Source organism: Klebsiella grimontii (assembly GCF_042137965.1).
Taxonomy (GTDB): domain Bacteria; phylum Pseudomonadota; class Gammaproteobacteria; order Enterobacterales; family Enterobacteriaceae; genus Klebsiella; species Klebsiella grimontii.
Genome location: NZ_CP169721.1, coordinates 5,156,081 through 5,182,005 on the forward strand (window position 1 = coordinate 5,156,081; position 25,925 = coordinate 5,182,005).

29 protein-coding genes are annotated in these 25,925 nt (G+C 55.1%); 14 read left to right on the top strand and 15 right to left on the bottom strand.

What is annotated here, in order from left to right:
• Positions 1-19 precede the first annotated feature (19 nt).
• Positions 20-991: a DMT family transporter gene (locus tag ACE3MN_RS24120; protein WP_004098010.1), complete on the top strand. Its 972-nt coding sequence runs from the start codon at positions 20-22 to the stop codon at positions 989-991.
• Between the two features lie 82 nt (positions 992-1,073).
• Positions 1,074-1,736, top strand: a complete 663-nt coding sequence (ytfE, locus tag ACE3MN_RS24125; protein ID WP_024360267.1) for an iron-sulfur cluster repair protein YtfE — start codon at positions 1,074-1,076, stop codon at positions 1,734-1,736.
• Positions 1,737-1,851: 115 nt separating this feature from the next.
• Here ytfE and cycA read toward each other — a convergent pair whose 3' ends face one another.
• Both cycA and fklB read right to left on the bottom strand, forming a co-directional pair.
• Positions 1,852-3,255 carry a D-serine/D-alanine/glycine transporter gene (gene cycA / locus ACE3MN_RS24130; protein ID WP_024360266.1) on the bottom strand — a complete coding sequence of 468 codons (1,404 nt, stop codon included), beginning with the start codon at positions 3,253-3,255 and terminating at the stop codon, positions 1,852-1,854.
• Between the two features lie 305 nt (positions 3,256-3,560).
• Positions 3,561-4,181 (bottom strand): FKBP-type peptidyl-prolyl cis-trans isomerase, encoded by a 621-nt coding sequence (fklB, locus tag ACE3MN_RS24135; protein ID WP_004871077.1) that lies wholly within the window; start codon positions 4,179-4,181, stop codon positions 3,561-3,563.
• Positions 4,182-4,449: 268 nt separating this feature from the next.
• Here fklB and ACE3MN_RS24140 point away from each other — a divergent pair, with 268 nt between their 5' ends.
• Complete coding sequence (locus ACE3MN_RS24140; RefSeq protein WP_004871078.1) at positions 4,450-5,109, top strand: LysM-like peptidoglycan-binding domain-containing protein; 660 nt, start codon at positions 4,450-4,452, stop codon at positions 5,107-5,109.
• Here the strand turns inward: ACE3MN_RS24140 and ACE3MN_RS24145 are convergent.
• Complete coding sequence (locus ACE3MN_RS24145; protein ID WP_049132175.1) at positions 5,093-5,743, bottom strand: TetR/AcrR family transcriptional regulator; 651 nt, start codon at positions 5,741-5,743, stop codon at positions 5,093-5,095. The two genes, ACE3MN_RS24140 and ACE3MN_RS24145, sit on opposite strands and share 17 nt — an antisense overlap.
• A 208-nt stretch (positions 5,744-5,951) precedes the next feature.
• On the opposite strand from ACE3MN_RS24145, the gene ACE3MN_RS24150 reads away from it, so the two are divergent.
• The 6 genes from ACE3MN_RS24150 to ACE3MN_RS24175 are packed head-to-tail and all read left to right on the top strand — an operon-like array spanning position 5,952 to position 13,337.
• Complete coding sequence (locus ACE3MN_RS24150; protein ID WP_102649957.1) at positions 5,952-6,743, top strand: 3-ketoacyl-ACP reductase; 792 nt, start codon at positions 5,952-5,954, stop codon at positions 6,741-6,743.
• A 9-nt stretch (positions 6,744-6,752) separates the two neighbouring features.
• Positions 6,753-7,598, top strand: coding sequence for a sugar phosphate isomerase/epimerase family protein (locus tag ACE3MN_RS24155; protein ID WP_049129341.1), 846 nt, complete (start codon positions 6,753-6,755; stop codon positions 7,596-7,598).
• 9 nt (positions 7,599-7,607) lie between these two features.
• A complete protein-coding gene (locus ACE3MN_RS24160) occupies positions 7,608-8,384 on the top strand; it encodes an enoyl-CoA hydratase/isomerase family protein (RefSeq protein ID WP_049132177.1) in 777 nt (258 codons plus the stop codon).
• A gap of 10 nt (positions 8,385-8,394) precedes the next feature.
• Positions 8,395-9,936, top strand: coding sequence for an acyl CoA:acetate/3-ketoacid CoA transferase (locus ACE3MN_RS24165; protein WP_049132178.1), 1,542 nt, complete (start codon positions 8,395-8,397; stop codon positions 9,934-9,936).
• Positions 9,933-12,002 carry an FAD-binding protein gene (locus tag ACE3MN_RS24170; RefSeq protein WP_102649958.1) on the top strand — a complete coding sequence of 690 codons (2,070 nt, stop codon included), beginning with the start codon at positions 9,933-9,935 and terminating at the stop codon, positions 12,000-12,002. Before ACE3MN_RS24165 ends, ACE3MN_RS24170 begins: the two co-directional genes overlap by 4 nt.
• Before the next feature lie 57 nt (positions 12,003-12,059).
• Positions 12,060-13,337 (top strand): MFS transporter, encoded by a 1,278-nt coding sequence (locus ACE3MN_RS24175; RefSeq protein WP_023329138.1) that lies wholly within the window; start codon positions 12,060-12,062, stop codon positions 13,335-13,337.
• A 62-nt stretch (positions 13,338-13,399) separates the two neighbouring features.
• Here ACE3MN_RS24175 and ACE3MN_RS24180 read toward each other — a convergent pair whose 3' ends face one another.
• The 5 genes from ACE3MN_RS24180 to rpsF all read right to left on the bottom strand — a co-directional run bounded on the left by ACE3MN_RS24180 (position 13,400) and on the right by rpsF (position 15,911).
• Positions 13,400-14,326, bottom strand: a complete 927-nt coding sequence (locus ACE3MN_RS24180) for a DMT family transporter (protein WP_102649959.1) — start codon at positions 14,324-14,326, stop codon at positions 13,400-13,402.
• Positions 14,327-14,472: 146 nt separating this feature from the next.
• Complete coding sequence (gene rplI / locus ACE3MN_RS24185; protein WP_004098003.1) at positions 14,473-14,922, bottom strand: 50S ribosomal protein L9; 450 nt, start codon at positions 14,920-14,922, stop codon at positions 14,473-14,475.
• Positions 14,923-14,963: 41 nt separating this feature from the next.
• Positions 14,964-15,191 carry a 30S ribosomal protein S18 gene (rpsR, locus tag ACE3MN_RS24190; RefSeq protein ID WP_000135199.1) on the bottom strand — a complete coding sequence of 76 codons (228 nt, stop codon included), beginning with the start codon at positions 15,189-15,191 and terminating at the stop codon, positions 14,964-14,966.
• Between the two features lie 4 nt (positions 15,192-15,195).
• Positions 15,196-15,510, bottom strand: a complete 315-nt coding sequence (gene priB, locus ACE3MN_RS24195; RefSeq protein ID WP_004128142.1) for a primosomal replication protein N — start codon at positions 15,508-15,510, stop codon at positions 15,196-15,198.
• A gap of 5 nt (positions 15,511-15,515) precedes the next feature.
• A complete protein-coding gene (gene rpsF, locus ACE3MN_RS24200; protein WP_004098001.1) occupies positions 15,516-15,911 on the bottom strand; it encodes a 30S ribosomal protein S6 in 396 nt (131 codons plus the stop codon).
• A gap of 337 nt (positions 15,912-16,248) precedes the next feature.
• Here rpsF and ACE3MN_RS24205 point away from each other — a divergent pair, with 337 nt between their 5' ends.
• Together ACE3MN_RS24205 and ACE3MN_RS24210 are read left to right on the top strand one after the other, a co-directional pair.
• Positions 16,249-16,524, top strand: a complete 276-nt coding sequence (locus tag ACE3MN_RS24205; RefSeq protein ID WP_004871080.1) for a DUF1471 domain-containing protein — start codon at positions 16,249-16,251, stop codon at positions 16,522-16,524.
• Positions 16,525-16,662: 138 nt separating this feature from the next.
• Positions 16,663-17,856, top strand: a complete 1,194-nt coding sequence (locus tag ACE3MN_RS24210; protein WP_024360265.1) for an MFS transporter — start codon at positions 16,663-16,665, stop codon at positions 17,854-17,856.
• Positions 17,857-17,917: 61 nt separating this feature from the next.
• On the opposite strand, the gene ACE3MN_RS24215 is transcribed toward ACE3MN_RS24210, so the two are convergent.
• From ACE3MN_RS24215 to ulaA, 6 genes are read right to left on the bottom strand one after another with little or no spacing between them, the layout of a single operon-like run.
• Positions 17,918-18,604, bottom strand: coding sequence for an L-ribulose-5-phosphate 4-epimerase (locus tag ACE3MN_RS24215; protein WP_024360264.1), 687 nt, complete (start codon positions 18,602-18,604; stop codon positions 17,918-17,920).
• The gene (gene ulaE / locus ACE3MN_RS24220; RefSeq protein ID WP_024360263.1) at positions 18,604-19,458 is read right to left on the bottom strand and encodes an L-ribulose-5-phosphate 3-epimerase UlaE; all 855 of its coding nucleotides are present in this window, start codon (positions 19,456-19,458) and stop codon (positions 18,604-18,606) included. The genes ACE3MN_RS24215 and ulaE overlap by 1 nt, the downstream gene beginning before the upstream one ends.
• A 9-nt stretch (positions 19,459-19,467) precedes the next feature.
• Positions 19,468-20,118 (bottom strand): 3-keto-L-gulonate-6-phosphate decarboxylase UlaD, encoded by a 651-nt coding sequence (gene ulaD, locus ACE3MN_RS24225; RefSeq protein ID WP_004128129.1) that lies wholly within the window; start codon positions 20,116-20,118, stop codon positions 19,468-19,470.
• A 13-nt stretch (positions 20,119-20,131) separates the two neighbouring features.
• Positions 20,132-20,599 carry a PTS ascorbate transporter subunit IIA gene (ulaC, locus tag ACE3MN_RS24230; protein WP_024360261.1) on the bottom strand — a complete coding sequence of 156 codons (468 nt, stop codon included), beginning with the start codon at positions 20,597-20,599 and terminating at the stop codon, positions 20,132-20,134.
• A gap of 9 nt (positions 20,600-20,608) precedes the next feature.
• On the bottom strand, positions 20,609-20,914 hold the full coding sequence (gene ulaB / locus ACE3MN_RS24235) for a PTS ascorbate transporter subunit IIB (RefSeq protein ID WP_004109091.1): 306 nt from the start codon (positions 20,912-20,914) through the stop codon (positions 20,609-20,611).
• 12 nt (positions 20,915-20,926) lie between these two features.
• The gene (gene ulaA / locus ACE3MN_RS24240) at positions 20,927-22,327 is read right to left on the bottom strand and encodes a PTS ascorbate transporter subunit IIC (RefSeq protein ID WP_004871084.1); all 1,401 of its coding nucleotides are present in this window, start codon (positions 22,325-22,327) and stop codon (positions 20,927-20,929) included.
• 364 nt (positions 22,328-22,691) lie between these two features.
• On the opposite strand from ulaA, the gene ulaG reads away from it, so the two are divergent.
• Both ulaG and ulaR read left to right on the top strand, forming a co-directional pair.
• Positions 22,692-23,756 carry an L-ascorbate 6-phosphate lactonase gene (ulaG, locus tag ACE3MN_RS24245; protein ID WP_024360260.1) on the top strand — a complete coding sequence of 355 codons (1,065 nt, stop codon included), beginning with the start codon at positions 22,692-22,694 and terminating at the stop codon, positions 23,754-23,756.
• A gap of 106 nt (positions 23,757-23,862) precedes the next feature.
• Positions 23,863-24,618: an HTH-type transcriptional regulator UlaR gene (ulaR, locus tag ACE3MN_RS24250; protein WP_004871087.1), complete on the top strand. Its 756-nt coding sequence runs from the start codon at positions 23,863-23,865 to the stop codon at positions 24,616-24,618.
• Here ulaR and yjfP read toward each other — a convergent pair.
• A complete protein-coding gene (yjfP, locus tag ACE3MN_RS24255) occupies positions 24,615-25,331 on the bottom strand; it encodes an esterase (protein WP_024360259.1) in 717 nt (238 codons plus the stop codon). The two genes, ulaR and yjfP, sit on opposite strands and share 4 nt — an antisense overlap.
• A 197-nt stretch (positions 25,332-25,528) precedes the next feature.
• On the opposite strand from yjfP, the gene bsmA reads away from it, so the two are divergent.
• On the top strand, positions 25,529-25,837 hold the full coding sequence (bsmA, locus tag ACE3MN_RS24260; RefSeq protein ID WP_024360258.1) for a biofilm peroxide resistance protein BsmA: 309 nt from the start codon (positions 25,529-25,531) through the stop codon (positions 25,835-25,837).
• Positions 25,838-25,925 lie beyond the last annotated feature (88 nt).

A 25,925-nucleotide genomic window follows, 5' to 3' on the forward strand; every position in this document is an offset into this window, starting at 1 on the left:
AAGAGTAATGGAAGGCGTGATGATTAGTGGTGTGCTGTACGCCCTGCTGGCAGGGCTGATGTGGGGATTGATATTCGTGGGTCCTTTACTGGTGCCGGAATACCCGGCGGTTTTACAGTCGATGGGACGCTATCTGGCGCTGGGGCTGATCGCCCTGCCGCTGGCCTGGCTGGGCCGCGCGCGGCTGCGCCAGCTCACCGGGAAAGATTGGTGGACGGCGCTGGGGCTGACCATGATGGGTAACTTAATCTATTACGTCTGCCTGGCCAGCGCGATTCAGCGTACCGGCGCGCCGGTCTCCACGATGATTATCGGCACCCTGCCGGTTGTGCTGCCGGTTTTCGCTAACCTGCTCTATAGCCAGCGCGACGGCAAGCTGCCGTGGCGACGCCTGTTTCCGGCGCTGGTCTGTATTGCCCTCGGCCTCGCGTGCGTCAATATTGCCGAACTGCATCAGGGTTTACCCGATTTCAGCCCCTGGCGCTACGGCTCCGGTATCGCGCTGGCGCTAATCTCGGTAGTGTGCTGGGCCTGGTACGCACTGCGCAATGCCCGCTGGCTGCGGGAAAATCCGGACAAACCGCCGATGATGTGGGCTACCGCCCAGGCGCTGGTCACCCTGCCGGTATCGCTGGCCGGGTATCTCATCGCCTGCGGGTGGCTGCACGGCCAGCACGCGGACTTTCCGCTGCCTTTCGGTCCGCGTCCGGCGGTATTTGTCACCCTGATGCTGGCGATCGCTATCTTCTGCTCATGGGTCGGCGCGTGGTGCTGGAACGTCGCCAGCCAGCGTCTGCCAACGGTGATCCTCGGGCCGCTGATTGTCTTCGAAACCCTTGCCGGACTGCTGTATACCTTTATTTTGCGCCAGAGCCTGCCGCCGCTTCTGACCTTCAGCGGTATCCTGCTGCTGGTGCTCGGCGTGGTGTCTGCGGTGCGTGCCCGCCCGGAAAAGCCCGCGCTGCAGGAGCTGGTCAGCGAGAAAAAATAGCCAGGTATCCCAAAGGGGTATTCCCAGGAAAATAAGATGCATTTAAAATACAACTTATATTCTTGATGACGAGGTAACTGCTATGGCTTTCCGTGACCAACCTTTAGGCGAGCTGGCGCTGACAATTCCGCGCGCCTCCGCGCTGTTCCGTCAATATGATATGGACTACTGCTGCGGCGGCAAACAGACGCTGGAGCGCGCGGCGTCGCGCAAAGAGCTGGACGTCGCGGTGATTGAAGCCGAGCTGGCTAAACTGGCGGAAGAGCCGGTGGAGCGCGACTGGCGGGCTGCGCCCTACGCGGACATCATCGATCACATTATCTTTCGCTATCACGACAGGCATCGTGAGCAGCTGCCGGAGCTAATTTTACAGGCCACCAAAGTCGAGCGCGTTCATGCCGACAAGCCCAACGTTCCGAAGGGCCTGACCAAGTATCTGACCATGCTGCACCAGGAGCTTTCCAGCCATATGATGAAAGAGGAGCAGATTCTGTTCCCGATGATCAAACAGGGCATGGGAACGCAGGCCGGCGGTCCTATCAGCGTCATGGAAAGCGAGCATGATGAAGCGGGCGAGCTGCTGGAGGTGATTAAGCACATCACGCAGAACGTGACGCCTCCGCCGGAAGCCTGCACCACCTGGAAAGCGATGTACAACGGCATCAACGAACTGATTGATGACCTGATGGAGCACATCAGCCTCGAAAATAACGTGCTGTTCCCGCGTGCCCTCGCCGGAAAGTAATAAAAAAGGCGCCCGCAGGCGCCCTCGACATTGTCAGTCTTATTGGCCACCCCGGGTGGCCTTTTTTATGACGGGCCGCTGCAAGCAACGTTAAAAATCTCTCCCGAACATTTTTTTATTTCGCCAGACGCTTCTTGCCGGCAAACAGCCAGCCCGCCCCCAGCAGCACAAACCACAGCGGAGTCACCATCAGCGCTTCGCGGGTATCGGCTTCCAGCGTCAGCAGTACCAGCACAAAGGCGAAGAAGGCCATGCACACCCAGCACATCAGTTTGCCCAGCGGCATCTTGTATTTGGACTGCTCATGCAGCTGCGGGCGCTTTTTGCGATAGACCAGATACGAGCACAGGATAATCGTCCAGACGAACATAAACAGGATCGCCGACACCGTGGTAATCATGGTGAACGCCGCGATCACGCTCGGATTGACCATCAGCATCACCACGCCGCCCAGCAGGCACATACAGGAGAAGGTCAGGCCTTTCGCCGGTACCGCACGCTTCGACAGCTTAGCGAACATTTTTGGCGCCTGTCCGTCCTGCGCCAGACCGAACAGCATACGGCTGGTGGAGAACACGCCGCTGTTGGCGGAAGAGGCCGCCGAGGTCAGCACCACGAAGTTGATCAGGCTCGCCGCCGCCGGCAGCCCCACCAGCACAAACAGCTCGACGAACGGGCTCTTCGACGGCACCACTGAGCTCCACGGCGTCACTGACATAATCACAATTAGCGCGAAGACGTAGAACATAATGATGCGGATTGGAATCGAGTTAATCGCCCGCGGCAGAGATTTCTCAGGATCTTTGGTTTCCGCCGCCGTGGTTCCCACCAGCTCGATGCCCACGAAGGCGAAGACCGCGATCTGGAAGCCGGCAAAGAATCCGCTGATGCCTTTCGGGAACCAGCCGCCGTCATTCCACAGATGGGCGAAAGAGGCTTCCACGCCGGTCGGTGACTGGAAGTGCATCATCACCATCACCAGGCCGACGACGATCAGCGCCACGATAGCGACGATTTTGATCATCGCAAACCAGAACTCCATCTCGCCGAACATCTTCACGGTAGCGAGGTTAAGGCCCAGCAGCAACAGGATGACCGCCAGCGAGGCGACCCAGTCGGAGAGTCCCGGGAACCAGAACTGCGCGTAGGCGGTGATCGCCACCACGTCCGCCATCCCGGTGACCACCCAGCAGAACCAGTAGGTCCAGCCGGTAAAATAGCCTGCCCAGGGTCCCAGCAGGTCGGCGGCAAAATCGCTGAACGACTTATATTCAAGATTCGACAGCAGTAATTCACCCATGGCGCGCATGACGAAAAACAGCATAAAGCCGATGATCATATAAACAAAAATAATTGACGGCCCGGCAAGGCTGATGGTTTTACCCGAGCCCATAAACAGCCCGGTGCCGATCGCGCCACCGATAGCGATAAGCTGAATATGCCGGTTAGTGAGATTTCGCCGCAGCGATTGTTCAGTCGGAGCCTGTTCGTCGGCAACGACTTTTACCTGATCTACCATGTGATTTTTCCTGTTGTACCTGTCTGTGTTGTTCGGGCTCTACTGGCCCTTCATTCGTCTTAACCCTGGAACGAGGGTTTATCGATATTAGGTAAGAATCGGAGGGATGAATACTATGATTTAGATATAATGTTAATTTTATGTTTAAAGTGAGTGTTATATCACTCCGGTTACGCGAAACAGCTCACAAAAATACACCCATTAAGCCGATATGCAATATAAAGTTCCAGCAAATTCATAACTTAAGGGTTTTACACTATTTAAAGCGGCCTCCTCCCCCCTGCGGGAGAGGAAGCACCTGCTGTTTAGATAATATCCAGCAGTTCAACTTCAAAAATCAGGGTACTGAACGGAGGAATGGATGCGCCCGCGCCGCGCTCGCCGTAGGCCAGGCTGTGCGGAATGGTCAGTTCCCATTTGGAACCTACCGGCATCAGGGTCAGCGCTTCAATCCAGCCGCCGATTACGCCAGTCACCGGGAATTCAGCCGGCTCGCCGCGCGCGACGGAGCTATCGAAGACGGTACCGTCGATCAGTTTGCCGGTATAGTGGACGCGAACGCGGTCAGTACGCGCCGGGATCGGGCCTTCACCCTGGGTCAGTACGCGGAACTGCAGGCCAGATTCGGTGCTGTTCACGCCTTCGCGCTCGCGGTTCTCTTCCAGGTATTTCTCGCCATCCGCGGCCATTTCCTGGAAACGCTCGCGACGCACGGCGTCAGCGCGTTCGTGGATTTCACGCAGCGCGCGGTGAACGGCTTCCACCGGCACCTGCGGCTGTTGACCTTCCAGCGCGTCAGCAATACCCGCGACCAGCGCTTCCGGCAGCAGCCCCTGCAGGCCAGACTCGCTCAGCTGTTGTCCAACCTGCAAGCCGATACCGTAACTTGCCTGTGCTTCGATCGTGTCAAAAGTTGGGGTTGCCATCTTTGTTCCTTTTTTCGTGGGGGCTCTCATGCTCTCTGGCTTCCAAAATGCAAAAGACAATGAGCAGAGAAAAGAGGTGGGAAGCATATCAGCCATAGCACGACGGGTAAAACTTTGTCGCCTGGATGATGACAAATCTAAGGGAAACAGAAACAATAGAGGGATAAGGTTAACCTCACGAAACATAGCTTTGTCTCGTCCTTCAGGAAGTTAGCCATCTATACTCTAGAGAGAGCAGGATAAAAATATGCGGAGCAGGAGGAAAGCCATGCCCGGGCGCTTTGAACTGACATCTACCCTGGCGAAGATCTGGCACGCCCCGGATCATTTTCGCCTCATGGATCCGCTACCGCCGATGCACCGCCGGGGCATTATTGCCGGAGCGCTGCTGGTGATTATCGGCGTTCTGCTCCCTTCCGAGGATAACAGCAGCGAGGTTCAGGCCAGCCGCGAGGCGAATCTCAACCTGCAATCCCAGTCGCAGCCCTCTTCCGGTAATCAGGCTGTCCCGCTGCCGCCCATCACCAATACGCCGCCCGTGAACGATGCCGATCAGGTGGCGCCGGTCGCGCCGGAGCCGATTCAGGATGAGCAGCCGGATCAGCCGCAGCAGCAGGCCGCTTCCCAGCCGTATCAGGAGCCGCAGTCGACGCCGGGCATCGAGCAGCAGTGGCGGACCTACCGCATTGAATCGGGGAAAACTCTCGCGCAGCTGTTCCGCGACCACAACCTGCCGCCGACCGACGTTTACGCCATGGCCCAGGTGGAAGGCGCAGGAAAACCGCTAAGCTCACTGCAAACCGGGCAGACGGTACAGATCCGTCAGAACGCCAATGGCGTAGTCACCGGGCTGACCATCGATACCGGCGGCGGCCAGCAGGTGCTGTTTACCCGCCAGTCGAACGGCAGCTTTATTCGCGTCCGTTAAGAGAGTCAGGCGTCACAAGAAGCCAGCTTAGAATCGTTTCTTTTATGACCCGACGCCTGACTTCCAGAGCCTGCGGCGAAACCATGCTGATGTGATAAACCAACCCTAACGTATGTTGGTTAATTAAGTAATACCCCCCGAGGGCGGCAATACTAATATTAACCTGGAGCGGATCGATATCGGCTTTGAAGATATTTTGTTGCTTCCCTTCATCGAGCAGCGAAGCCATCAATTGCAGATGCGAATGGTTAATTTCCGGCAGGCGCGTTGATTTTGCATAATGAACGCCTTTGCTTTGGTTTTCACTATGAACAATCTTGAGAAACCACGGGTTTTCAATGTAGTAGTCCCACGTAAAATCAATGATTTTTTCAATGGCTTTGTCAGGGGAAAGCCCTGATACATCCAGACTTTTTTCTTTCTGACGAATATCGTTCCAGGTATATTCGAGGACTTCGATAAACAAATTTTCTTTATTGCCGAAGTGGTGATACACGGTCTGTTTACTGCAATCTGCCGCTTTGACGATATTATCGACTCTGGCACCTTCGTAGCCATATTCGGCAAATTCATTGACAGCGCTTAAAAGAAGCTTTTCTTTCAGGCTTTGCGCATTGCTGGTATCAAGATACATTCCGCTTCCCCATTCACCCTTCGCGATGCCTATCATAGCGATAATTTTAACCCTATTCAGTAAAAAAGAATTAAAACAATATAATTCAATAAGTTATTAACAGTCTGGTGATCGCCCTCACAAACCAACCAACTAGATGGTTGATCTTTTAGTGTTCCAGATGCATTTTGATGCCACCAGGTCATCCCTATTCACTGTGAGGTTACAAATGAGATCAAATAAATCCGTTGCCGTTATTACCGGAGCCGCTCGCGGCATTGGCAAGGGCTGTGCGCTTGAACTGGCCCGCGCAGGATTCAATCTTTTAATTAACGATCGCCCGGATGCTGAAAGCGTTGAAAAGCTGGAAACCACCCGGCAGGAGTGCATTGCTGAAGGCGCAGAAGTCATCTGTTTCCCGGCGGATATTGCCGACCTGTCGCTGCACGAAGAGATGCTCGACGCCGCGCAAAATCGATGGGGCCGCCTCGATTGCCTGCTGAACAATGCCGGGATTTCCGTCAAAAAACGGGGCGATATCCTCGACATGCAGCCGGACAGCTTTGACGAAAACATTGCCGTCAACACCCGTGCCCCCTTCTTTCTCGCCCAGTCGTTCAGCAAGCGCCTGCTGGCGCAGCCGAAACCGGAAAATGAACTCCCGCATCGTTCGATTATTTTCGTCAGCTCAATTAACGCCATCATGCTGGCAATGAATCGCGGCGAATACACGATGGCCAAGACCGCCGTTTCCGCTGCCGCCCGTCTGTTTGCCGCCCGCCTGTGCGATGAGCAAATCGGCGTTTATGAAGTCCGCCCAGGCTTGATTAAAACCGAAATGACGGTGCCCGCTACCGCCTACTATGACGAACTGATTGCCAAAGGGCTGGTACCTTGGGGCCGCTGGGGTTTCCCGGCAGATATCGCTTCAACCGTACGCGCCATGGCGGAAGGTAGGCTGATCTATACCTGTGGGCAGGCCGTGGCCATTGACGGCGGCCTGAGCATGCCGCGTTTCTGAGGTTGAATAATGAGAGATCTGTTGCAATGTCCCGATCTGTTCAGCATCAACACCGCGACGCTCGGCTATAAAACGCCCTTACCCGCCATTATTGATGCCTGCGCGGAACGTGGTATCGGCGCTATAGCGCCGTGGAGAAGAGAGCTTGCCGGTGAAAATTTAGCGGACATCGCCCGTCAGCTGACGGCAAATAACATGGCGGTGTCCGGATTCTGCCGCAGTACTTATTACACTGCCCCAACCCTGTCGGAACGTAAACTCGCCATCGACGATAACCGTCGGGCGCTTGACGATGCCGCCACCCTGAGCGCCGCCTGCTATATGCAGGTGGTCGGCGGGCTTGCACGGGGAAGTAAAGATTTATACGAAGCGCGGGAGCAGGTGAAATACGGTATCCGTCAGCTGCTACCTCACTCCAGAGACGTGGGCGTGCCCATCGCACTGGAGCCGCTGCACCCGATGACCGCTGCCGATCGTTCCTGCCTGTGCACATTACGTCAGGCGCTGGACTGGTGCGACGAACTCGATCCCGATGGCGAATACGGCCTGGGCGTAGCGGTGGACGTTTACCATGTCTGGTGGGACCCGGACCTCGCGAATCAGATCCTGCGGGCGGGAAAGCGCATTCTGGCCTTTCACGTCTCAGACTGGCTGGTGCCGACCACCGATCTAGTCAACGACCGGGGTATGCCGGGAGACGGCGTCATTAATATTCCCTCGATTCGTCGGCTAGTGGAAAACGCCGGTTTTAACGGCGCGGTGGAATTAGAAATTTTCTCGCCGCACAACTGGTGGCAAAAGGACATCAACAGCACCCTGGATATTAGCGTCGATCGTATCGCGCATTATTGCTAAGGATGAAACATGAATGAACAACCCGTTCTGTTCAGCAGAGCGGCGGCCTCCTGTCGCCTGACGCTGAATCGCGAAGATAAATGCCACGCGATTAACGAAGAAATGATCGAATTACTCGATCGCTATTTAAACGAAATTGAAAATGACGCCACGCTGCGCCTGGTGGAATTAACCGCCACGGGAGATAAGTTTTTCTGCGCGGGTGGCGATATTAAATCCTGGTCTGCTTATTCACCGCTGGATATGGGGCGGAAATGGATTAAGCGCGGCAATGAGGTCTTCTCACGCCTGCGCAATTTACCCCAGCTTACCGTGGCGAATATTAACGGTCACACCATCGGCGGCGGCATTGAACTGGCGCTGAGCTGCGATATCCGCATCGCCCGGCCGACAGCAAAATTCTCCACCCCGGAAGTCACGCTCGGCATGGTGCCCGGCTGGCTGGGCATCGAGCGGGTTCTCAATCAGGTTGGCCCGGTTGTTGGCCGCCAGATGCTGATGCTGGGCCAGCGCCTGAGCGCCCAGGAAGCGCAATCCGCTGGACTGATTAACAAGGTCGTGGAAAAAGATGACGCGGATGGCTGGCTGATGAATCAGCTTTGCGCTCTGCAAAAGTGCGGCCCGGTCGCCCTGGCGCATATTAAACAGCTCATTCTGGCGCTGGAAAATAAGCATGCCGACTACTCGCATCAGCTGCTGGCCGGCTTGATGTCAGCCACCCAGGATTGCCAGCAGGCGACGCAGGCTTTTGCTAACAAAAGCCCGGTAAGTTTCCAGAATAAGTAAGGAAAAGAGAATGAATAAAGTGACCTCAGCCGACGTCGTCGCCGCGCTCATTGAAGATGGCGCCACGATTGCTATCAGCGGCAACGGCGGCGGTATGGTTGAAGCTGATTATTTACTGGCGGCCATTGAAAAACGCTTTCTGGAGACCGGACATCCACGCGACCTGACGCTTATCCACTCGCTGGGAATTGGCGATCGCGATAGCAAAGGCAGCAACCGTTTCGCCCATGCAGGAATGCTCAAGCGAATTATCGCGGGGCATTTTACCTGGTCGCCAAAAATGCAGGCTCTGGTAAAAAACGAAGAGATCGAAGCTTACTGCTTTCCCGGCGGCGTGATTCAGGCGCTGCTGCGTGAAATTGGCTCCGGCCGGCCGGGGCTCATCACCCACGTCGGGCTGGGTTCGTTTGTCGATCCGCGCCACGGCGGCGGTAAATCGAATGCCCGAACCACCGAAGATATGGTGGAACTAATTGAGATCGATGGTGAAACCAAACTACGTTACCGGCCATTCAGGGTGAATTACGCCATTGTGCGCGGCACCTACGCCGATCCGCGCGGCAACGTCAGCCTCGAAGAGGAAGCGATCAATATGGACAGCTACTCAATGGCGCTGGCGGCACACAATAGCGGCGGCAAGGTCTTCGTTCAGGTGCGCGATGTACTGGAAGCAGGGGCAATCGCGCCACGCAACGTCACCCTCCCCGGAATTCTGGTCGATGGCATCGTGGAGCATCGCGAGCAGCCGCAGACCTACCTCGGCGGCTACGATCTGACGATCAGTGGCCAACACCGACGCCTCTGTTCCAGCGATGCAATAGAGCTGGTCAGCCACCCGGTGCGCCGCCTGATTGCCCGTCGCGCGGCGCGTGAACTGGTCGCAGGCGCGTCGACTAACTTCGGATTTGGTATCCCTGGCGGCATTCCCGGTATCGCCCTGCGTGAAGGCGTACCCTATCAAAGTTTATGGCTCAGCGTGGAGCAAGGCGTGCATAACGGCATGATGCTGGACGATGCGCTGTTTGGCTGCGCGCGCAACGCTGATGCAATTATTCCTTCGTTGGATCAATTCGAATTCTATAGCGGCGGCGGTATCGACATCACCTTCCTCGGCATGGGGGAGATGGACCGGCACGGTAACGTTAACGTGTCGCATCTTAACGGCAACCTGATCGGTCCTGGTGGTTTTCTGGAAATCGCGCAGAATGCTCGCAAAGTGGTGTTCTGCGGCACTTTCGACGCCAAAGGCAGCAAGATCAACGTAACACCGGATGGCCTGCAAATAGAGCAATCTGGCCAGATTCCGAAGCTAGTGACGGAAGTGGAAAAAATTACCTTTAGCGCCAGCTACGCCCGGCAGAGCGGACAAGAAGTGCTTTATGTCACTGAACGCGCGGTATTTCAGCTCACGGAAGCGGGCGTTGAGTTAATCGAGATAGCACCAGGAGTTAATGTTGAGCGCGATATTCTGCCTTATATGGCCTTCCGCCCGATAATTAACCAGCCGCGCCTGATGGATAGCGCGCTGTTTAGCGCGATGGAGGACGCATGAGCCAGATCGATGACGCCATTCTTGATGCCCTGACTCACGTCTCCTTTCCTAAAGGGTTCGCTAAAGCGGAACCGGCTTCCATTCTGACGATCGATAACGTCAACTATCCGCTTTGGAAAGCCGATGCGCTAGTCGTCGGCAGCGGGGCCGCGGGGTTACGCGCCGCCGTTGAACTCAAGCGCCGTCAGCAAAACGTATTATTAGCGACCGCCGGATTATATATGGGGACCTCCGCCTGCTCCGGCTCGGATAAACAGACACTGTTTACTGCCGCCACAGCAGGCAATGGCGATAGCTTTCTTAAACTGGCTGACGCGCTGGCCAGCGGCGGTGCCATGGACTACGACACTGCCTATGTGGAAGCAGTAGGTTCGCTGCATACTTTGGGTGGGTTGCAATTTCTTGGGCTTGAACTGCCGGAGGACCGCTATGGGGCGATCCTCCGCTATCAAACCGACCATGATGAAGCCGGACGCGCGACCTCCTGCGGCCCGCGCACCTCGCGTCTGATGGTAAAGGTTTTGCTGGAAGAGGTTCAGCGGCTCAATATCCCACTGTTGAGCGGTGCGACAGTTATCAAACTATTACGCCAGTGCGATGAATCAGGAACGGAACATATGGCGGGGGCAATTCTGGCGACGGGGTCTCGCGCCCATAACCCGTGGGGACTGGCGCTGGTAGTCGCTCCCAATGTCGTCCTGGCGACCGGCGGCCCCGGAGAGCTCTACCGCGACAGCGTCTACCCTAATAAATGCTTTGGCTCACTCGGGCTGGCGTTGGAAGAGGGAATCACGCTCACCAATCTGACCGAAAGCCAGTTCGGTATCGGCACGCCGCGCAGCGCCTTTCCGTGGAATTTATCCGGCACCTACGTGCAGGTGATTCCCTATATTTATTCTGTCGATAGCGGCGGCAAAGAGCATAATTTTCTCGCTGACTACTACCGCACCACTCAGGAACTAGCCTCAAACATCTTTCGTAAGGGGTATCAGTGGCCGTTCCATGCTACAAGGGTGATGGATTTCGGCTCTAGCCTGCTGGATATGGCTGTGGCGCATGAGCAGCAGCTGGGGCGCAAAGTCTATATGGACTTCAATCGCAATCCAGAAGCGGTACCAGGCGATCTTCCCTTCTCGCTGCAACGGCTAGACGACGATGTGCGGGCTTATCTGGAAAACAACGATGCGCTGGCAGCGCTACCCATTGAACGCCTGCAGCGAATGAATCCGCTATCGATCGCCCTGTATAAAATGCACGGCCACGATTTGACGCAAACACCGCTGCAGTTCGCCATGAACAATCAGCATATGAATGGTGGTATTGAGGTCGATATCTGGGGTCAAACCTCTCTGCCCGGCTGTTTTGCGGTAGGTGAAATCGCCGGAACCCACGGAGTTACCCGCCCAGGCGGCGCGGCGCTGAATGCCGGACAGGTCTTTGCCATGCGTCTGGCGCGCTATATCGCACATGCAGGCAGGCGCAACGCGGTCGATGACGTGCCTGAACTGGCTGCTCAGCCGCTGGCGGAGGTAAATGACGTCATTCTGCGAGCGCAGCGCAATGAGTCAGGCCGCTCCCTGCAAAGCGTCAAGGAAGAGATCCAGACACGCATGTCTGACCACGGCGGATTTATCTGCCATGTCGATGCCGTCAGGCAGGCCGCACAGGAGGCCCGCCTGTTGGCTGCCGCGGTGGCGAAAAATGCCCTATCGATCCGCCATCTGGCAGAAATCCCCGAACTGTTTATGTGGCGTCAAATGGCACTGATATCGGCGGCGGTGCTGACAATGCTGGACGACTATATCTCCGCAGGCGGCGGCAGCCGGGGTGCCAGGATCATCCTTGACCCCGAAGGCGATTGTCTGCCGTTAACCCGTAACGGGCCCGCGCAGCTATGGCGTTTTCGACCGGAGCAGGCGTCAGACAAAGAGAAAAAGCTGACGATTCATTATCAGCAGGCCAAATTTATTGTTCGGCAAAAAGCCCTGAGAAGCTTAGCCGATAGTAAAGATCATTATTTTGAAAAGAACTGGCCTGATTTTCTCAACGGCAATATTTATCGCTAGCGGTGTAACTCATTAAACCTTCTCTTTGTACCCTATAAACCCGTTAAGGTGATCACAATGAAAATTAAAGGACTACGATGGTGGATTATCGGCCTGGTGGCGCTGGGCACAGCCATTAACTATCTGGCGCGCAGCTCATTAAGCGTTGCCGCCTCAACCTTATTTACCGAACTGCATATTACTGAACAGCAATATTCGTGGGTCATTATGTCCTTTCAAATGGCTTATACCGTTGCCCAGTCTTTCTGCGGCTATATTCTGGATTCCATCGGTTTACGGATTGGCTTTTTTATCTTCGCACTGGCATGGTCCTTCGCCAATATGGCCCATGCTCTGGCGTTTAACTGGCAGTCGCTGGCCTGCTTCCGCGGCCTGCTTGGCCTGAGCGAAGCCGCCGCGATCCCTGCAGGTATTAAAACCGCATCGGAATGGTTCCCGTCAAAAGAGCGGGGCGTGGCAGGTGGTCTGTTTAATATCGGAACGTCCGTCGGTGCCATGCTGGCACCGCCGATCGTCGTCTGGGCGATTATTTCCTGGCACTGGCAGTTCGCTTTTATTATTAGCGGGGGGCTGGGGATTATATTTGCTTTTATGTGGTTATTTTTATATCGCTCGCCGGAAAAACATCAATGGGTCTCAGATGAAGAAAAAGAGTATATTTTCTCAGGACAGGAGAAAGCTCTGCAGTCTGACGGCGATAAGCGCCCTTCATTACTCTCCCTGCTGAAGCAGCGTAATTTCTGGGGCATCGCGATGACGCGTTTTTTGTCCGATCCGGTCTGGGGAACGTTAAGCTTCTGGCTGCCATTGTATTTAATTCAGGTTCGCGATCTGCCGCTAAAAGAGATTGCTATGTTTGCCTGGCTCCCCTTTCTCGCGGCGGATATTGGCTGCGTGGCGGGTGGCGTGCTCTCGAATGTGTTGATCACCAAGTTCCACATTACCACTGTCAACTCCAGGCGCATCGGGTTCACTATCGGCGCGCTGCTTATGACCTCGTTGTCAGCCGTGGGATTTGTCGAAAACGTCTACTTCGCGATTGCACTGATCAGCCTTGGCGGCTTTGCGCACCAGATGCTGTCAACCATGGCAATGACGTTAGCCTCGGATCTGTTCAAAAAGAACCAGGTCGCCACCGTGAGCGGCATGGCGGGTTCTGCAGCATGGATGGGCCAGTTGCTGTTCACCCTGGTAATGGGACTGCTGGTGCATCAGATTGGCTATACGCCATTCTTTATTGCGCTGAGCATTCTTGATCTTATCGCAGCAGCGATTATTTGGCTGACCATTGTTGATCCGCAGCGCGTCGTCGCGAAACAGATACAGCCGGCATAACCATTCTTAATCATAGGCCTGCAAACCCATGCAGGCCTGAGCAGCGTAGCGTCATCAGGCAGTTAACGATGTTGACCCACTTTATTTACCCACCAGATCCCGGCGCACACCAGCACCAGCGCAACCGCATATTTCAGCTCAAGAATATTCTCGCCGAGGAAGATGGCCGACAGCACGGTGCCGGCAACCGGGACCACAAAGTTGAACGGCGCAATCATACTCACGCGGTTATGCTTAAGCAGCACGCTCCATAGCGCAAAAGCGATGGAAGAGAGCAGGGTCAAATAAGCCAGCACCAGCGCAGCAGCGGCGCTGTGGACCGCCAGGGTTCCGCCGGTCAGATAACCGCCGCCAACCAGCACCAGGCCGCCAAACGCCAGCTGCCAGCCGGTCATCACCGTCGGGTCAACCGTCTGCGAAATGCGCTTACCGTACAGCGTCGCCGCCGACAGGATAAAAGCCGCCAGCACCACAAAACCGTCGCCCTGCCAGACAAAGCTAAAATCGCTCAATGAATGATTAACGTTCACCAGCATCACGCCGGCAAAACCGAGAATGCAGCCGACGGCTTTGTTGTAGCTCAGCCTGTCATTCTGATAGATAAAGTGCGCCAGCAGGACGCTGAAGAAGGTGCCGGTGGCGTTCATAATCGAGCCCTTCACGCCGGTGGTAAACGCCAGGCCAACGTAGAAGAAAATGTACTGGATGGACGTTTGCGTGACGCCCAGTATCGCCAGTTGGCCGCACTGACGGGAATTTAAGCGGGCGATCGGCTTACGCTGCGCCAGCGCGAAGAGCAGCAGTAGCGCTCCGGCAAACAGGAAGCGATAGCCAGCGAAGACGATTTTAGACGGCACATCATCAGTGGCAATCTGAAATAGTTCATAGCCGCTTTTAATCGCCGGGTAGGAGCTTCCCCACAGCAGGCAGCAGAGGGTTGCGCAGGCATAAGCCACTTTCTTGCGGGTAAAAATCGAGGGTGCGTCCATTCACTTCACCAGAAATAAAATAGTGTTTTATTTTATTATCCAGAAAGTTGCTAAGAATAGCCACCATACCAGGAAAAGATTCAGCAAAGACAGAAAAGCAAAACGCCGGCACAAGGCCGGCGTCTCGACGTGAGTTGAGTAATAAATTACTCAGCTACAACGTTAACAACCAGTTTAGCGAAAACTTCGCTGTGAACCTGGAAGTCCACTTCGTGCTCACCGGTGGTGCGCAGAACGCCGTTCGGCAGACGAACTTCGCTCTTAGCAACGGCAACGCCAGCTGCAGTTACAGCGTCAGCGATGTCGCGAGTACCGATGGAACCGAACAGTTTACCTTCGTCGCCAGATTTAGACGCGATGGTAACGGTGCCCAGTGCGTTGATTGCTTCAGCACGTGCGTTAGCAGCGCCCAGAACTTCTGCCAGTTTGGCTTCCAGTTCAGCACGGCGTGCTTCGAAGAACTCAACGTTTTTCTTGGTAGCAGGAACAGCTTTACCCTGTGGTACCAGGAAGTTACGAGCATAGCCCGCTTTAACGTTAACCTGATCACCCAGGCTACCCAGGTTTGCTACTTTATCAAGCAGAATAACTTGCATTACCTTATCCTCTCAAAGTCGTATTAATGGACCGTGACCGATTACTGATGACGATCAGTGTACGGCAGCAGGGACAGGTAGCGAGCGCGTTTGATAGCGCGTGCCAGCTGACGCTGATATTTTGCACGGGTACCGGTGATACGGCTCGGGACAATCTTACCGCTTTCGGTGATGTAGTTTTTCAGCGTAGCGATATCTTTATAGTCGATCTCTTGAACGCCTTCCGCGGTGAAACGGCAGAACTTGCGACGACGGAAATAACGTGCCATATGGCTAGTCTCCAGAATCTATCAATTCAATCTGCTCGGCATGCAGAACCATTTTGCTCAAGCCGTTCTTTGCCTTGTGGCAAGAGATGAACCCTCGAACGATTACTGCGCTACCGACCGTTATACTGTGAGTAATGGCCTGGTTCTCGTGTCCGCTGATTATCACGGGCATTTGGCACCATGCCTGCCGGTGAAAACCGGCTTCCTCCTGCACTGAACGATGCTCAAGCACGAACTGGCAGTGTGGAATTCCTGACGGGCTGACCTTACGAAGTGGAGTCCTGCATACAATGCCGGACAGTTCCAGACGGTTGGTCATCAGGATTACTCTTCAGAATCCCCAGCTTCAGAATCATCTGCGGTTTCGTTGGCGAAATCTTCGCGACGCTCGCGGCGCTCGTCTTTCGCTTTAACCATCGGAGATGCTTCGGTAACAGCGTGCTTAGTACGCATTACCATGCTGCGGATAACGGCGTCGTTGAAGCGGAAGTTAGTTTCCAGCTCATCGATCGCTTCCTGCGGCGCTTCAACGTTCAGCAGAACGTAGTGAGCTTTGTGCAGTTTGTTGATCGGATAAGCCAGCTGACGGCGGCCCCAGTCTTCCAGACGGTGGATCGTACCTTCTGCTGCAGTGATTGCACCAGTGTAACGTTCGATCATGCCCGGAACCTGTTCGCTCTGGTCAGGATGGACCATAAAAACGATTTCGTAATGACGCATCGAATTGCTCCTTACGGATTATTCAGCCTCCTGTCTGGGTCAGCCGCGGCCCATGGAGGCAAGGAACGTGTTAAAGGGCGGCTGAAAAATTGACGCGTCATAATACGGGCGAGCGGGTTTTAAGACAAGTGAATTGTGCAAATAATTCGCACTAAGCGCGAAGTGGCCTTAAGCCAGTGATTTAAAATTAATCAACGGCGGAAGCGACAATTTTTTGAACAACTGCATCAGAAATGGTCGCGATACGCCAGCGAGGCAGCGATTACACTTAGATTAGAAGCAATCCATACCCCAGGGAAGCGGGTTAACGTCAGGACTGTCATAAGGAGCGTAGATGATGAAATACATCCTCATAACCATGATGGCAGCGCTTTTGTTGAGCGCCAACGCGCTGGCTGCTATTAAAATCGATGCCCGCCAGGCCCGCAACATGGACGATGTGCAGAGCCTCGGCGTTATCTATATCAACCACAACATCGCCACCGAGCAGGAAGCCGACCAGGCGCTTAGCCAGCAGAGCGATGCTCAGGGAGCGAAATACTTCCAGCCGATCCTCATTCATGAACCGGGAAGCGACGGTCCGATTCACGCCAGTGCGGCCATTTACCGTTAATTTGCCTGTTTTTTGACTTCGCCCGATAGTCAGGGCGAAGTCTTAATGCAATTGAGAATTATTTTTCTTCGTGCCTTATCAGCAGGAACGTAACCTGATTTAATCTCTCTTTAACCACATGATTATCCGGAGTGATTCATGGTTCCGCGTTTTGCCACGCTAAGCCGTATCCCGAAAGGGGTTTGGGTTCTTGGCGGCGTTAGCCTGCTGATGGATGTTTCGTCAGAGATGATCCACAGCCTTCTTCCTCTATTTATGGCCACCACGCTGGGGGCCAGCGTGATTATTATCGGCATTATCGAAGGCGTTGCTGAAGCTACCGCGCTGATGCTGAAGGTTTTCTCTGGCGTCATCAGCGATTATGTCGGCAAACGCAAAGGCCTTGCGCTGCTCGGCTATGGCCTGGGGGCGCTAAGCAAACCTCTTTTCGCCATCGCGCCAACCTCCGGCGTGGTGTTCAGCGCGCGAATGATCGACCGCGTGGGCAAAGGGATACGCGGTGCGCCGAGGGATGCGCTGGTCGCCGACGTCACTCCGCCGGAAATCCGCGGCGCCGCCTACGGGCTGCGCCAGGCGCTGGACACTATCGGCGCTTTTCTGGGACCGCTGCTTGCCGTCGCGCTGATGTTTCTCTGGGATAACGACTTCCAGTCTATTTTCTGGGTCGCGGTCATTCCTGCCGCGCTCTCCATCGCTTTATTAGGCTTTGGGCTAAAAGAGCCAAAAACGCCGATCACCCGGAAACGGACCAATCCCCTGCGCCGCGAGAACCTAAAAAAGCTTTCAGCCGCCTACTGGTGGGTTGTGGTTATCGGCTCGATTTTTACCCTCGCCCGCTTCAGCGAAGCGTTTCTGGTGCTGCGCGCCCAGCAGATGGCGATCCCGCTGTTCGCGATTCCGCTGGTGATGGTCGCGATGAACCTGGTGTACAGCCTGACCGCCTATCCGTTCGGTAAACTATCGGACAGCATGAGCCACAGCAAAATGCTGCAGTGGGGTCTGCTGGTGCTGATCGCCGCCGATATCGTGCTGGCCTTGAGCAGCCACTGGAGCACGCTTTTAGCCGGCGTGGCGCTATGGGGCATTCATATGGGGATGACGCAGGGACTGCTGGCGGCGATGGTGGCGCACACCGCCCCACCGGAGCTGCGCGGAACGGCGTTCGGGATGTTCAACCTGATGAGCGGCGTTGCGCTGCTGCTGGCCAGCGCAGGTGCGGGCGTGCTGTGGGAGGTATTCGGTGCCGCCTCGACGTTTTACGCCGGCGCGGTAATCTGCGTGCTGACGCTGATCGGTATGCGCTGTATGCCGTCGGCTTATCAGCAAAACTAAAAATGGCTCCGGAGCAGACCGGTTGATTCATCATAAAGATGAATGCTCCGGAGCACGTCTTTCACTTTTGCCCGTAATAGGCATCTGGCCCGTGCTTACGCATAAAGTGCTTGTCCATCAGCCAGCTATCGATGGGCTTCAGCTGCGGGTTGATCCCGCGAGCAATCCACGCCATCCGCGCCACTTCTTCCATCACCACCGCGTTATGCACCGCATCGTGCGCATCTTTGCCCCAGGCAAAAGGCCCGTGCTGATAGACCACGATGCCCGGCGTATGCAGCGGCTCAACGTCGCCCAGCGTTTCAATAATTACGCGGCCGGTGTTCAGCTCATAAGCCTCAGCCACTTCCTGCGCGCTTAACGCCCGGGTGCAGGGAATATCACCAAAGAAGTAGTCCGCGTGGGTCGTCCCCAGCGCGGGAATGGCCAGGCCCGCCTGCGCCCAGGCCGTCGCGTGCGTCGAGTGGGTATGCACCACGCCGCCGAGGCTCGGATAGCGACGATACAGCGCCAGGTGCGTGGCGGTATCGGAAGAAGGACGATAGCGCCCCTCCACCACCTTACCCTCGAGATCGACTACCACCATATCGTCCGCTTTCATGGTCTCATAGGCGACGCCGCTGGGCTTAATCGCCACCAGCCCACGTTCACGGTCGATGGCGCTGACGTTACCCCAGGTAAAAGTGACCAGTCCGTAACGCGGCAAATCCATATTAGCGTCAAAGACCTGCTGTTTTAACGTTTGCATTATGCCGCCTCCACCAGACCGGCGCTGGCCATCCGCGCCTTCACCCAATCGCGCGCTTTCGCAACTTCAGCGGCCGGATCGTCGGTCGTTTCGCTCCACATTTCAATCAGATACGGGCCGCAATAGCCGCTCTGCCTGAGCGTTTCAAAGCAGCGCTCGAAATCGACAACGCCTTCGCCAAACGGCACGTTCTTGAATACGCCCGGTTTAGTATCCTTCACATGTACGGCAACGATATGCCCGATCCCGGCCTGCAATTCCATCTGTACGTCGTTATCCCATGCCGACAGATTGCCGATATCAGGGTAAAGCTGGAACCACGGATTATTGAGATAGTGGGCATAGCCCAACGCCTTGCTGATCGAGTTCATCAGCGGGTAGTCCATGATTTCCATCGCCAGCGTCACCTGCGCGCGGCTCGCCATTTCGACGCTCTCTTTTAGCCCGTCGCGGAAACGACGGCGCGTCTCGTTATTGGCTTGCTGGTAGTAAACGTCGTAACCCGCCAGTTGGATAACGCGAATACCCACATCCTGCGCCAGCCGAATTGCTTTGCGCATAATCTCCAGGCCCTGCGCCCGAACCGCGTCGTCTTCGCTACCGAGCGGAAAGCGGCGATGGGCGCTCAGGCACATAGAGGGTACCCGCACCCCGGTTTCAGCAATCGCGTTGACCAGCGCAAGGCGCTGCTCCCGACTCCAGTCGAGCCGCGCCAGACGGGCGTCAGTTTCATCGACCGACATTTCGACGAAATCAAAGCCGAGCTCTTTCGCCAGCCGTAGGCGTTCCTGCCAGCACTCCCCCGCGGGGAGCGCTTTTTCATAGATACCGAGCGGAATTTGTTTTGACAGCATGACCGCTCCTTAGCCCCACAGCTGGGCGATAGAACGTTTAAACTGCCGGGCGGCCTCTACCGGAGAAGCGGCGTCGCGAATGCTGCGACCGGCGATAAAGACGTGAATGGGAATACCTTTAAACAGCGGTAAATCTTCCAGCGCCAGGCCGCCGGTGACGGTGACTTTAAAGCCCATTTCGGACAAGCGTTTGATCGCGCTGATATCCGCCTCTCCCCACGCCACACCGGCCGCCTGGGCATCGCGGCTACGGTGATAAACCACCTGCTGAATACCCGCTTCGCGCCACTCCTGCGCCTGCTCCCAGGTCCAGTAGCCGGTCAGTTCGATCTGGACGTCGCCGTTGAACTCTTTCGCGACGTCCAGCGCGCCTTTGGTGGTGTTGATGTCCGCGCAGCAGATCACGGTGACCCAATCGGCGTTGGCTTCAAAGCACATGCGGGAGAGAATTTTACCGGCATCGGCGATTTTGGCGTCCGCCAGCACGATTTTATTGGGATAGAGCGCCTTCAGGTCGCGAACGGCGCGTACGCCTTCAGCCACACAAAGAATGGTGCCGACTTCAATAATGTCCACTTCATCGGCTATCAGGCGCGTCGTTTCATACGCGGAAGACATGGATTGATTATCGAGCGCAACCTGCAACATAGGTAATGACATTGTAGTGTTCCTTTTAAACGGCCGCCGCCGTGGCGTTATCAATTAATTCCAGCACTTCCTGCGCGGTGCGGCAGGCGCGTAAACGGTCAAAATTGGCTTCATCTTCAAACAGGTTGACGATCTGCATGATGCCGACTTCCTGATGGGTATTGGCATCCACGGCCGCCATGGTGATCAGAATATCGACCGGGTCGTTATCCTCGTGATTAAAAACCAGCGGCGTTTTCAGCGTGACCAGCGCAAAGCCGGTTTTCTTAACCCCCTCTTCCGGGCGGCCGTGCGGCATCGCCAGACCGGGAGCAATCACAAAATAGGGGCCATGCTGGGCTACGCCATCGAGAATGGCCTGGTAGTAGCGCGGCTCAACGACATCCGCCTTCACCAGTAAATCAACGCTCAGCTTGACGGCTTCCTGCCAGGTACTGGCGTCGGCCTGGAGAAGGATGGAGTTATTCTCCACCAGCGAATCGCGTAATTTCATTTGGTCTCCTTACTTCACATCCTGCGGGAAGTGCGCTTTGATCACTTCCAGCAGTTTTGGGCCAAAATCCGCAGGCGAGAGCATGTTGCGCACGCCAACCACATATTTGTTGCCGGAGACGCTAATCTCACCGGCGATATGGGTGGAGGCGATGATGATGTCCGCGCCGTTTAGTTCACTTTTGTATTCACCCACCGCGCAGCTGTTCACCGTGTGATCGATATTTGACTGGGTCAAAAACTGGTCCACCTTCATCTTCATGATCATGGAACTTCCTTGCCCGTTGCCACATACAGCCAGAATACGTACGGTCATAGTCAAAACTCCTTATTGAGCAGAAGCATCTGCCAGTTGTTTTTCCGCGTCCTCTTCAGCACGCAGCGTGCGCCCTGCGAAGAACATATAAGCCAGTGCGATAATGATGATGACGGCCATAAACGCGATACCGATGGAGGCGAAGCCCTGCATCATCGGCGGCGCCAGAATTGACCAGTCCGCCATACCCATCCAGGCGCTCATACCGGTCAGCTTCACCGCCCAGACGCAGCCAAAAATTTCGATCATCCCCATTACCAGACAAATTTTGAGCGCCGCGCGCCAGCCGCCAAAGTGGTTAGCAAACACGCCGATGGTGGCGTTAGAGAAGAACATTGGGATAAAGCCCGGAATAATCAGAATGGAAGAGCCGAAGCCGACCAGAATACCGACGGCGATCAGTTGGCCGATGGTGCCCCACATAAACCCCCAGACGACGGCGTTTGGCGCAAAGCTATAAATCGCGGCGCAGTCAATCGCCAGCACGGCACCGGGAATCAGGCGCTGGGAAATGCCGTTGAACGCTTCAGAAAGTTCGGCGACGAACATGCGCACGCCCTGGGTGATAATGAAAATAGCGACGGCGAACGAGAAGCCGGTTTGCAGGATATAGATCGTCCAGTGGGTTTTACCCGCCATCGCCTGTACGGTGTCGATGCCGAAGGAGAGCAAAATCGCGCCGAAGAAAATGGTCATCACGATGGCCGTGGAGACGATGTTGTCGTGAAAGATGTTCAGCCAGCCCGGCAGCTTGAGATCCTCAACGCTCTCCTCTTTTTTACCCAGATACGGGGCGACCTTGTAAGCAATCCATGAAGCGAACTGCTGCTGGTGTCCGATGGAGAAGCCGCAGCCGTCGGTCACTTCCTGGGTCGGCTTATACATCATGTTCGAGGTAATGCCCCAATAGAGCGACACCAGCACCGCCGTGCAGATAATCGTCGTCCACATCGGGTAGCCGAAGATATAAAAAAAGACGGCAATCAGCCCCGCCTGCTGGAACATGATGTGCCCGGTCAGCATGATGGTACGAATACCGGTAATACGCCGCAGCAGGACATAACAAATATTCAGCGCCAGGGCTAACAGCACGGCATAGCCCACCCAGCTGTAGGCATCGCCCATCCGCTCAATGGTCGCCATCATGGAGGCGTAGGTATCAGAAATAGCGCCGTTGATGCCGTAAACCTCAGACATTTTCGCCACCACCGGTTTAAACGTGCTGGTCAGAATGCCGGAGCCGGCCTGCAGCAGCATAAAACCGATAATGGTTTTAATTGTTCCTTTAACGATAACGCTGGCGCTTTTGCGCAGCAGGATATAACCCAGGCAGGTCACAATACCCAGCAGCAGCGGGGCGTTGGTCATAACCTGGTTAAAGAACACGGTAAAGATGTGGTAGAGAATCTCCATAACACACTCCAGAAGGTGGACGCTCTGAACGCACGCTACGCCCAGGTTGGTTGTTGCGATCACTCTAATAATCAAAAATAATCACAACAAGATTATATTTGATTAAATGTGACGCACGCCGCAAATAATCACACAATCCGTCATGGTATTAATTCTCATTTTCATAACCTGAAAAATAGTATATGTAAATCAATTAAATAAAATAACACGCATATCATGAAGTATGCCTCCGCTTCTTTTTAACCCCCACTATTCCTTTCATGAAGGGCGAAATTCAGGATTGCAATCCTGAACAAACGATGCCAGTATTCGTCAAAACAAATCACATCGTGATTACTTTTGATAATATGTGAGGGAAAAACAAATGAGTAAAGTGCAAACCATCACCCGCGAATCATGGATCCTGAACACTTTTCCGGAATGGGGTAGCTGGCTGAATGAAGAAATTGAACAAGAGCAGGTTGCGCCGGGCACCTTTGCGATGTGGTGGTTGGGTTGTACGGGCATCTGGCTGAAATCCGAAGGCGGAGCCAATATCTGCGTCGATTTCTGGTGCGGTACCGGCAAGCAAAGCCACGGGAATCCGCTGATGAAAACCGGCCACCAGATGCAGCGTATGGCCGGCGTGAAGAAGCTCCAGCCCAACCTGCGCACCACCCCGTTTGTTCTCGATCCGTTCGCTATTCGCCAGATCGACGCCGTGCTGTCTACCCACGATCATAACGATCACATTGATGTGAACGTGGCCGCCGCGGTTATGCAGAACTGCGCCGATGACGTGCCGTTTATCGGCCCGCAAACCTGCGTCGATCTGTGGATTGGCTGGGGCGTACCGAAAGAGCGCTGCATCGTGATGAAGCCGGGCGATGTGGTCAAAATAAAAGATGTTGAAATTCATGCGCTCGACGCTTTTGACCGTACGGCTCTGATTACCTTACCCGCGGATCAAAAAGCGGCAGGCGTACTGCCGGACGGAATGGATCAGCGCGCGGTGAACTACCTGTTCAAAACGCCGGGGGGCAACCTGTACCATAGCGGCGATTCCCACTACTCCAACTATTACGCGAAGCACGGTAACGAACACCAGATCGACGTGGCTCTCGGTTCCTATGGCGAGAACCCGCGCGGTATCACCGACAAAATGACCAGCGCCGATATCCTGCGCATGGCCGAATCGCTGAATGCCAAAGTGGTCATCCCGTTCCATCACGATATCTGGTCAAACTTCCAGGCCGATCCGCAGGAAATCCGCGTTCTGTGGGAGATGAAAAAAGACCGTCTGAAGTATGGCTTTAAGCCTTTCATCTGGCAGGTGGGTGGGAAATTCACCTGGCCGCTGGATAAAGATAACTTCGAATACCACTATCCGCGCGGATTCGACGATTGCTTCACCATGGAGCCGGACCTGCCCTTTAAGTCTTTCCTGTAAGGCTTCTCCGGCGGGACCGCCCGCCGGAAATTATCCCCGTCAGCATTAGTATTTTCACCTGATTTCAAATATCATCTTTGCTTATCACTTTTAATCGGATTTGCTCATGACGGAAGCGCAAAGACATCAAATTTTACTGGATTTGCTGGCACAAACGGGATTTGTCACCGTGGAGCAGGTGATTTCCCGGCTGGGAATTTCTCCGGCGACGGCACGACGCGATATCAACAAACTCGACGAAAGCGGCAAGCTGAAAAAAGTCCGCAACGGCGCAGAAGCCGTCAGCGAGCAGCGCCCGCGCTGGTCGCCAATGAATATTCACCAGGCGCAAAACCACGATGAGAAGGTACGGATTGCGCGCGCGGCTTCGCAGCTGGTGAACCCGGGCGAAAGCATCGTCATAAACTGCGGCTCTACCGCATTCCTGCTTGGGCAAGAACTGTGCGGTAAACCGGTGCAGATCATCACCAACTATTTGCCGCTGGCTAACTACCTGATCGATCAGGAACACGACAGCGTCATTATTATGGGCGGGCAGTATAACCGCAGCCACTCCATCACGCTGAGCCCTCAGGGCAGCGAAAACAGCCTGTACGCCGGGCACTGGATGTTTACCAGCGGCAAAGGGTTGACCGCGGAGGGGCTATATAAAACCGATATGCTGACGGCGATGGCGGAGCAAAAGATGCTTAACGTCGTCGGCAAACTCGCGGTACTGGTCGACAGCAGCAAAGTTGGCGAACGCGCCGGAATGCTCTTCAGCCAGGCCGGGCAAATCGACCTGGTGATAACCGGTAAACAGGCGGATGAAGCGATTCTCAAGCAGCTTGAAGATCAGGGCGTTCAGGTGATTCGCGTTTAAAGGTGACGTTGAAAAAAAGCCACCGTCGCAGCTAACGCTTCCGGCGTAATGCGGTGACGGACGCCTTTCTGCCAGATGCAGGTTAGGTTGTCGGCCAGTGCGTTTTGCTGCAGCGCCTGCTGCAGACGGAAGGTCTCCCCCGGCGGTACCACATCATCCTCATCGCCGTGCCAGAGCAGCAGCGGTCGGCTGGCGAGGGTCGCCAGCTGCTGGCTGACGTCCCACTCCGCCAGCTGCCCTGCCTCCCACGAAGGCGAAGGAAAAAGCGTCTGCGAGAGCGTACTGAAATAGCCTGACCCCATCAGGCAGGCGACGCTTTTCAGCTCCGGGTGATGGGTCATAATCCCCAGCGCGGTCATTCCACCCATCGATGCGCCGGCCACCGCCAGCCTGTCGTCCGCAAGCCATCCCTGCTCCCGAATCGCCTCCTGTAATGCCGGAAACTCAACAAAATTGTGCGTCAGAATCGGCCAGAAGCGCTGCATCCGCCCCTGTTCGTCTCCCCGGTAGCGCGCGCCGTGTTCCGCAGCATCAGGCATAATCACCCGAAACCCCGCCTCTGCAAGCGCAACGGCGAAATAGCTGTAGACCAGCTTAGAAGAGGTAAAGCCATGATAAAAGACAATGCAGGGAAGCGGAGTATCCGCGGCGCCCTGCGGGTACGCATGGAGAACCTCCCCGCCCGCAAGGTTACGCATTTCTAGTGCGATCATTTACCGTCTCCTTTCTCTAAAGTGATGTTATGTTAGTACTCAAGCCACGCGTTCGCACATGATTCATAATCTTGAGAACCAGATTACGCTTTCACGATATTTTCATTCGAAAATCGCGTACGGGATAACAATTTGGGAACATTCCCCGGCAATGACATTCAGGCTACCACTACACTATGGCTAACAGGAAACGAGATATGGTTATGCGTAGGTTTACACCGTGGTTACTGGCAATCGCTTTAACCGGCTGTAGCGCCCTACAGGGGACGCCAAAGGCGCCGCCGCCAGCAACCAACCATCCACAAGAGATCCAGCGTAACCAGACGACGGGTCTGCAGAAGATGGGGACGGTGAGCGTATTAATGTACGGCTCGCCGATGGATGTAGAGGCTGCGCTGAAGGTCAAAGCAGAGGCGGCTAAGGCGGATTACTACGTCATCATTATGATTGATGACACCATGGTTCCAGGCCAGTGGTATTCGCAGGCAATTTTGTACCGTCAATAGCGGTCAACCTTTAAGCCAGCTTGACACTGCTTTGCATCCATTCACGTTCTCCTGCGCCTAATAACGTTCAGCCAGCCGTAAACCTGGC

Coding starts and splice junctions, on each gene's coding strand:
- ACE3MN_RS24120 (WP_004098010.1), top strand. CDS start 20: ATGATTAGTGGTGTGCTGTACGCCCTGCTGGCAGGGCTGATGTGGGGA.
- ytfE (WP_024360267.1), top strand. CDS start 1,074: ATGGCTTTCCGTGACCAACCTTTAGGCGAGCTGGCGCTGACAATTCCG.
- cycA (WP_024360266.1), bottom strand. CDS start 3,255: ATGGTAGATCAGGTAAAAGTCGTTGCCGACGAACAGGCTCCGACTGAA.
- fklB (WP_004871077.1), bottom strand. CDS start 4,181: ATGGCAACCCCAACTTTTGACACGATCGAAGCACAGGCAAGTTACGGT.
- ACE3MN_RS24140 (WP_004871078.1), top strand. CDS start 4,450: ATGCCCGGGCGCTTTGAACTGACATCTACCCTGGCGAAGATCTGGCAC.
- ACE3MN_RS24145 (WP_049132175.1), bottom strand. CDS start 5,743: ATGTATCTTGATACCAGCAATGCGCAAAGCCTGAAAGAAAAGCTTCTT.
- ACE3MN_RS24150 (WP_102649957.1), top strand. CDS start 5,952: ATGAGATCAAATAAATCCGTTGCCGTTATTACCGGAGCCGCTCGCGGC.
- ACE3MN_RS24155 (WP_049129341.1), top strand. CDS start 6,753: ATGAGAGATCTGTTGCAATGTCCCGATCTGTTCAGCATCAACACCGCG.
- ACE3MN_RS24160 (WP_049132177.1), top strand. CDS start 7,608: ATGAATGAACAACCCGTTCTGTTCAGCAGAGCGGCGGCCTCCTGTCGC.
- ACE3MN_RS24165 (WP_049132178.1), top strand. CDS start 8,395: ATGAATAAAGTGACCTCAGCCGACGTCGTCGCCGCGCTCATTGAAGAT.
- ACE3MN_RS24170 (WP_102649958.1), top strand. CDS start 9,933: ATGAGCCAGATCGATGACGCCATTCTTGATGCCCTGACTCACGTCTCC.
- ACE3MN_RS24175 (WP_023329138.1), top strand. CDS start 12,060: ATGAAAATTAAAGGACTACGATGGTGGATTATCGGCCTGGTGGCGCTG.
- ACE3MN_RS24180 (WP_102649959.1), bottom strand. CDS start 14,326: ATGGACGCACCCTCGATTTTTACCCGCAAGAAAGTGGCTTATGCCTGC.
- rplI (WP_004098003.1), bottom strand. CDS start 14,922: ATGCAAGTTATTCTGCTTGATAAAGTAGCAAACCTGGGTAGCCTGGGT.
- rpsR (WP_000135199.1), bottom strand. CDS start 15,191: ATGGCACGTTATTTCCGTCGTCGCAAGTTCTGCCGTTTCACCGCGGAA.
- priB (WP_004128142.1), bottom strand. CDS start 15,510: ATGACCAACCGTCTGGAACTGTCCGGCATTGTATGCAGGACTCCACTT.
- rpsF (WP_004098001.1), bottom strand. CDS start 15,911: ATGCGTCATTACGAAATCGTTTTTATGGTCCATCCTGACCAGAGCGAA.
- ACE3MN_RS24205 (WP_004871080.1), top strand. CDS start 16,249: ATGAAATACATCCTCATAACCATGATGGCAGCGCTTTTGTTGAGCGCC.
- ACE3MN_RS24210 (WP_024360265.1), top strand. CDS start 16,663: ATGGTTCCGCGTTTTGCCACGCTAAGCCGTATCCCGAAAGGGGTTTGG.
- ACE3MN_RS24215 (WP_024360264.1), bottom strand. CDS start 18,604: ATGCAAACGTTAAAACAGCAGGTCTTTGACGCTAATATGGATTTGCCG.
- ulaE (WP_024360263.1), bottom strand. CDS start 19,458: ATGCTGTCAAAACAAATTCCGCTCGGTATCTATGAAAAAGCGCTCCCC.
- ulaD (WP_004128129.1), bottom strand. CDS start 20,118: ATGTCATTACCTATGTTGCAGGTTGCGCTCGATAATCAATCCATGTCT.
- ulaC (WP_024360261.1), bottom strand. CDS start 20,599: ATGAAATTACGCGATTCGCTGGTGGAGAATAACTCCATCCTTCTCCAG.
- ulaB (WP_004109091.1), bottom strand. CDS start 20,914: ATGACCGTACGTATTCTGGCTGTATGTGGCAACGGGCAAGGAAGTTCC.
- ulaA (WP_004871084.1), bottom strand. CDS start 22,327: ATGGAGATTCTCTACCACATCTTTACCGTGTTCTTTAACCAGGTTATG.
- ulaG (WP_024360260.1), top strand. CDS start 22,692: ATGAGTAAAGTGCAAACCATCACCCGCGAATCATGGATCCTGAACACT.
- ulaR (WP_004871087.1), top strand. CDS start 23,863: ATGACGGAAGCGCAAAGACATCAAATTTTACTGGATTTGCTGGCACAA.
- yjfP (WP_024360259.1), bottom strand. CDS start 25,331: ATGATCGCACTAGAAATGCGTAACCTTGCGGGCGGGGAGGTTCTCCAT.
- bsmA (WP_024360258.1), top strand. CDS start 25,529: ATGGTTATGCGTAGGTTTACACCGTGGTTACTGGCAATCGCTTTAACC.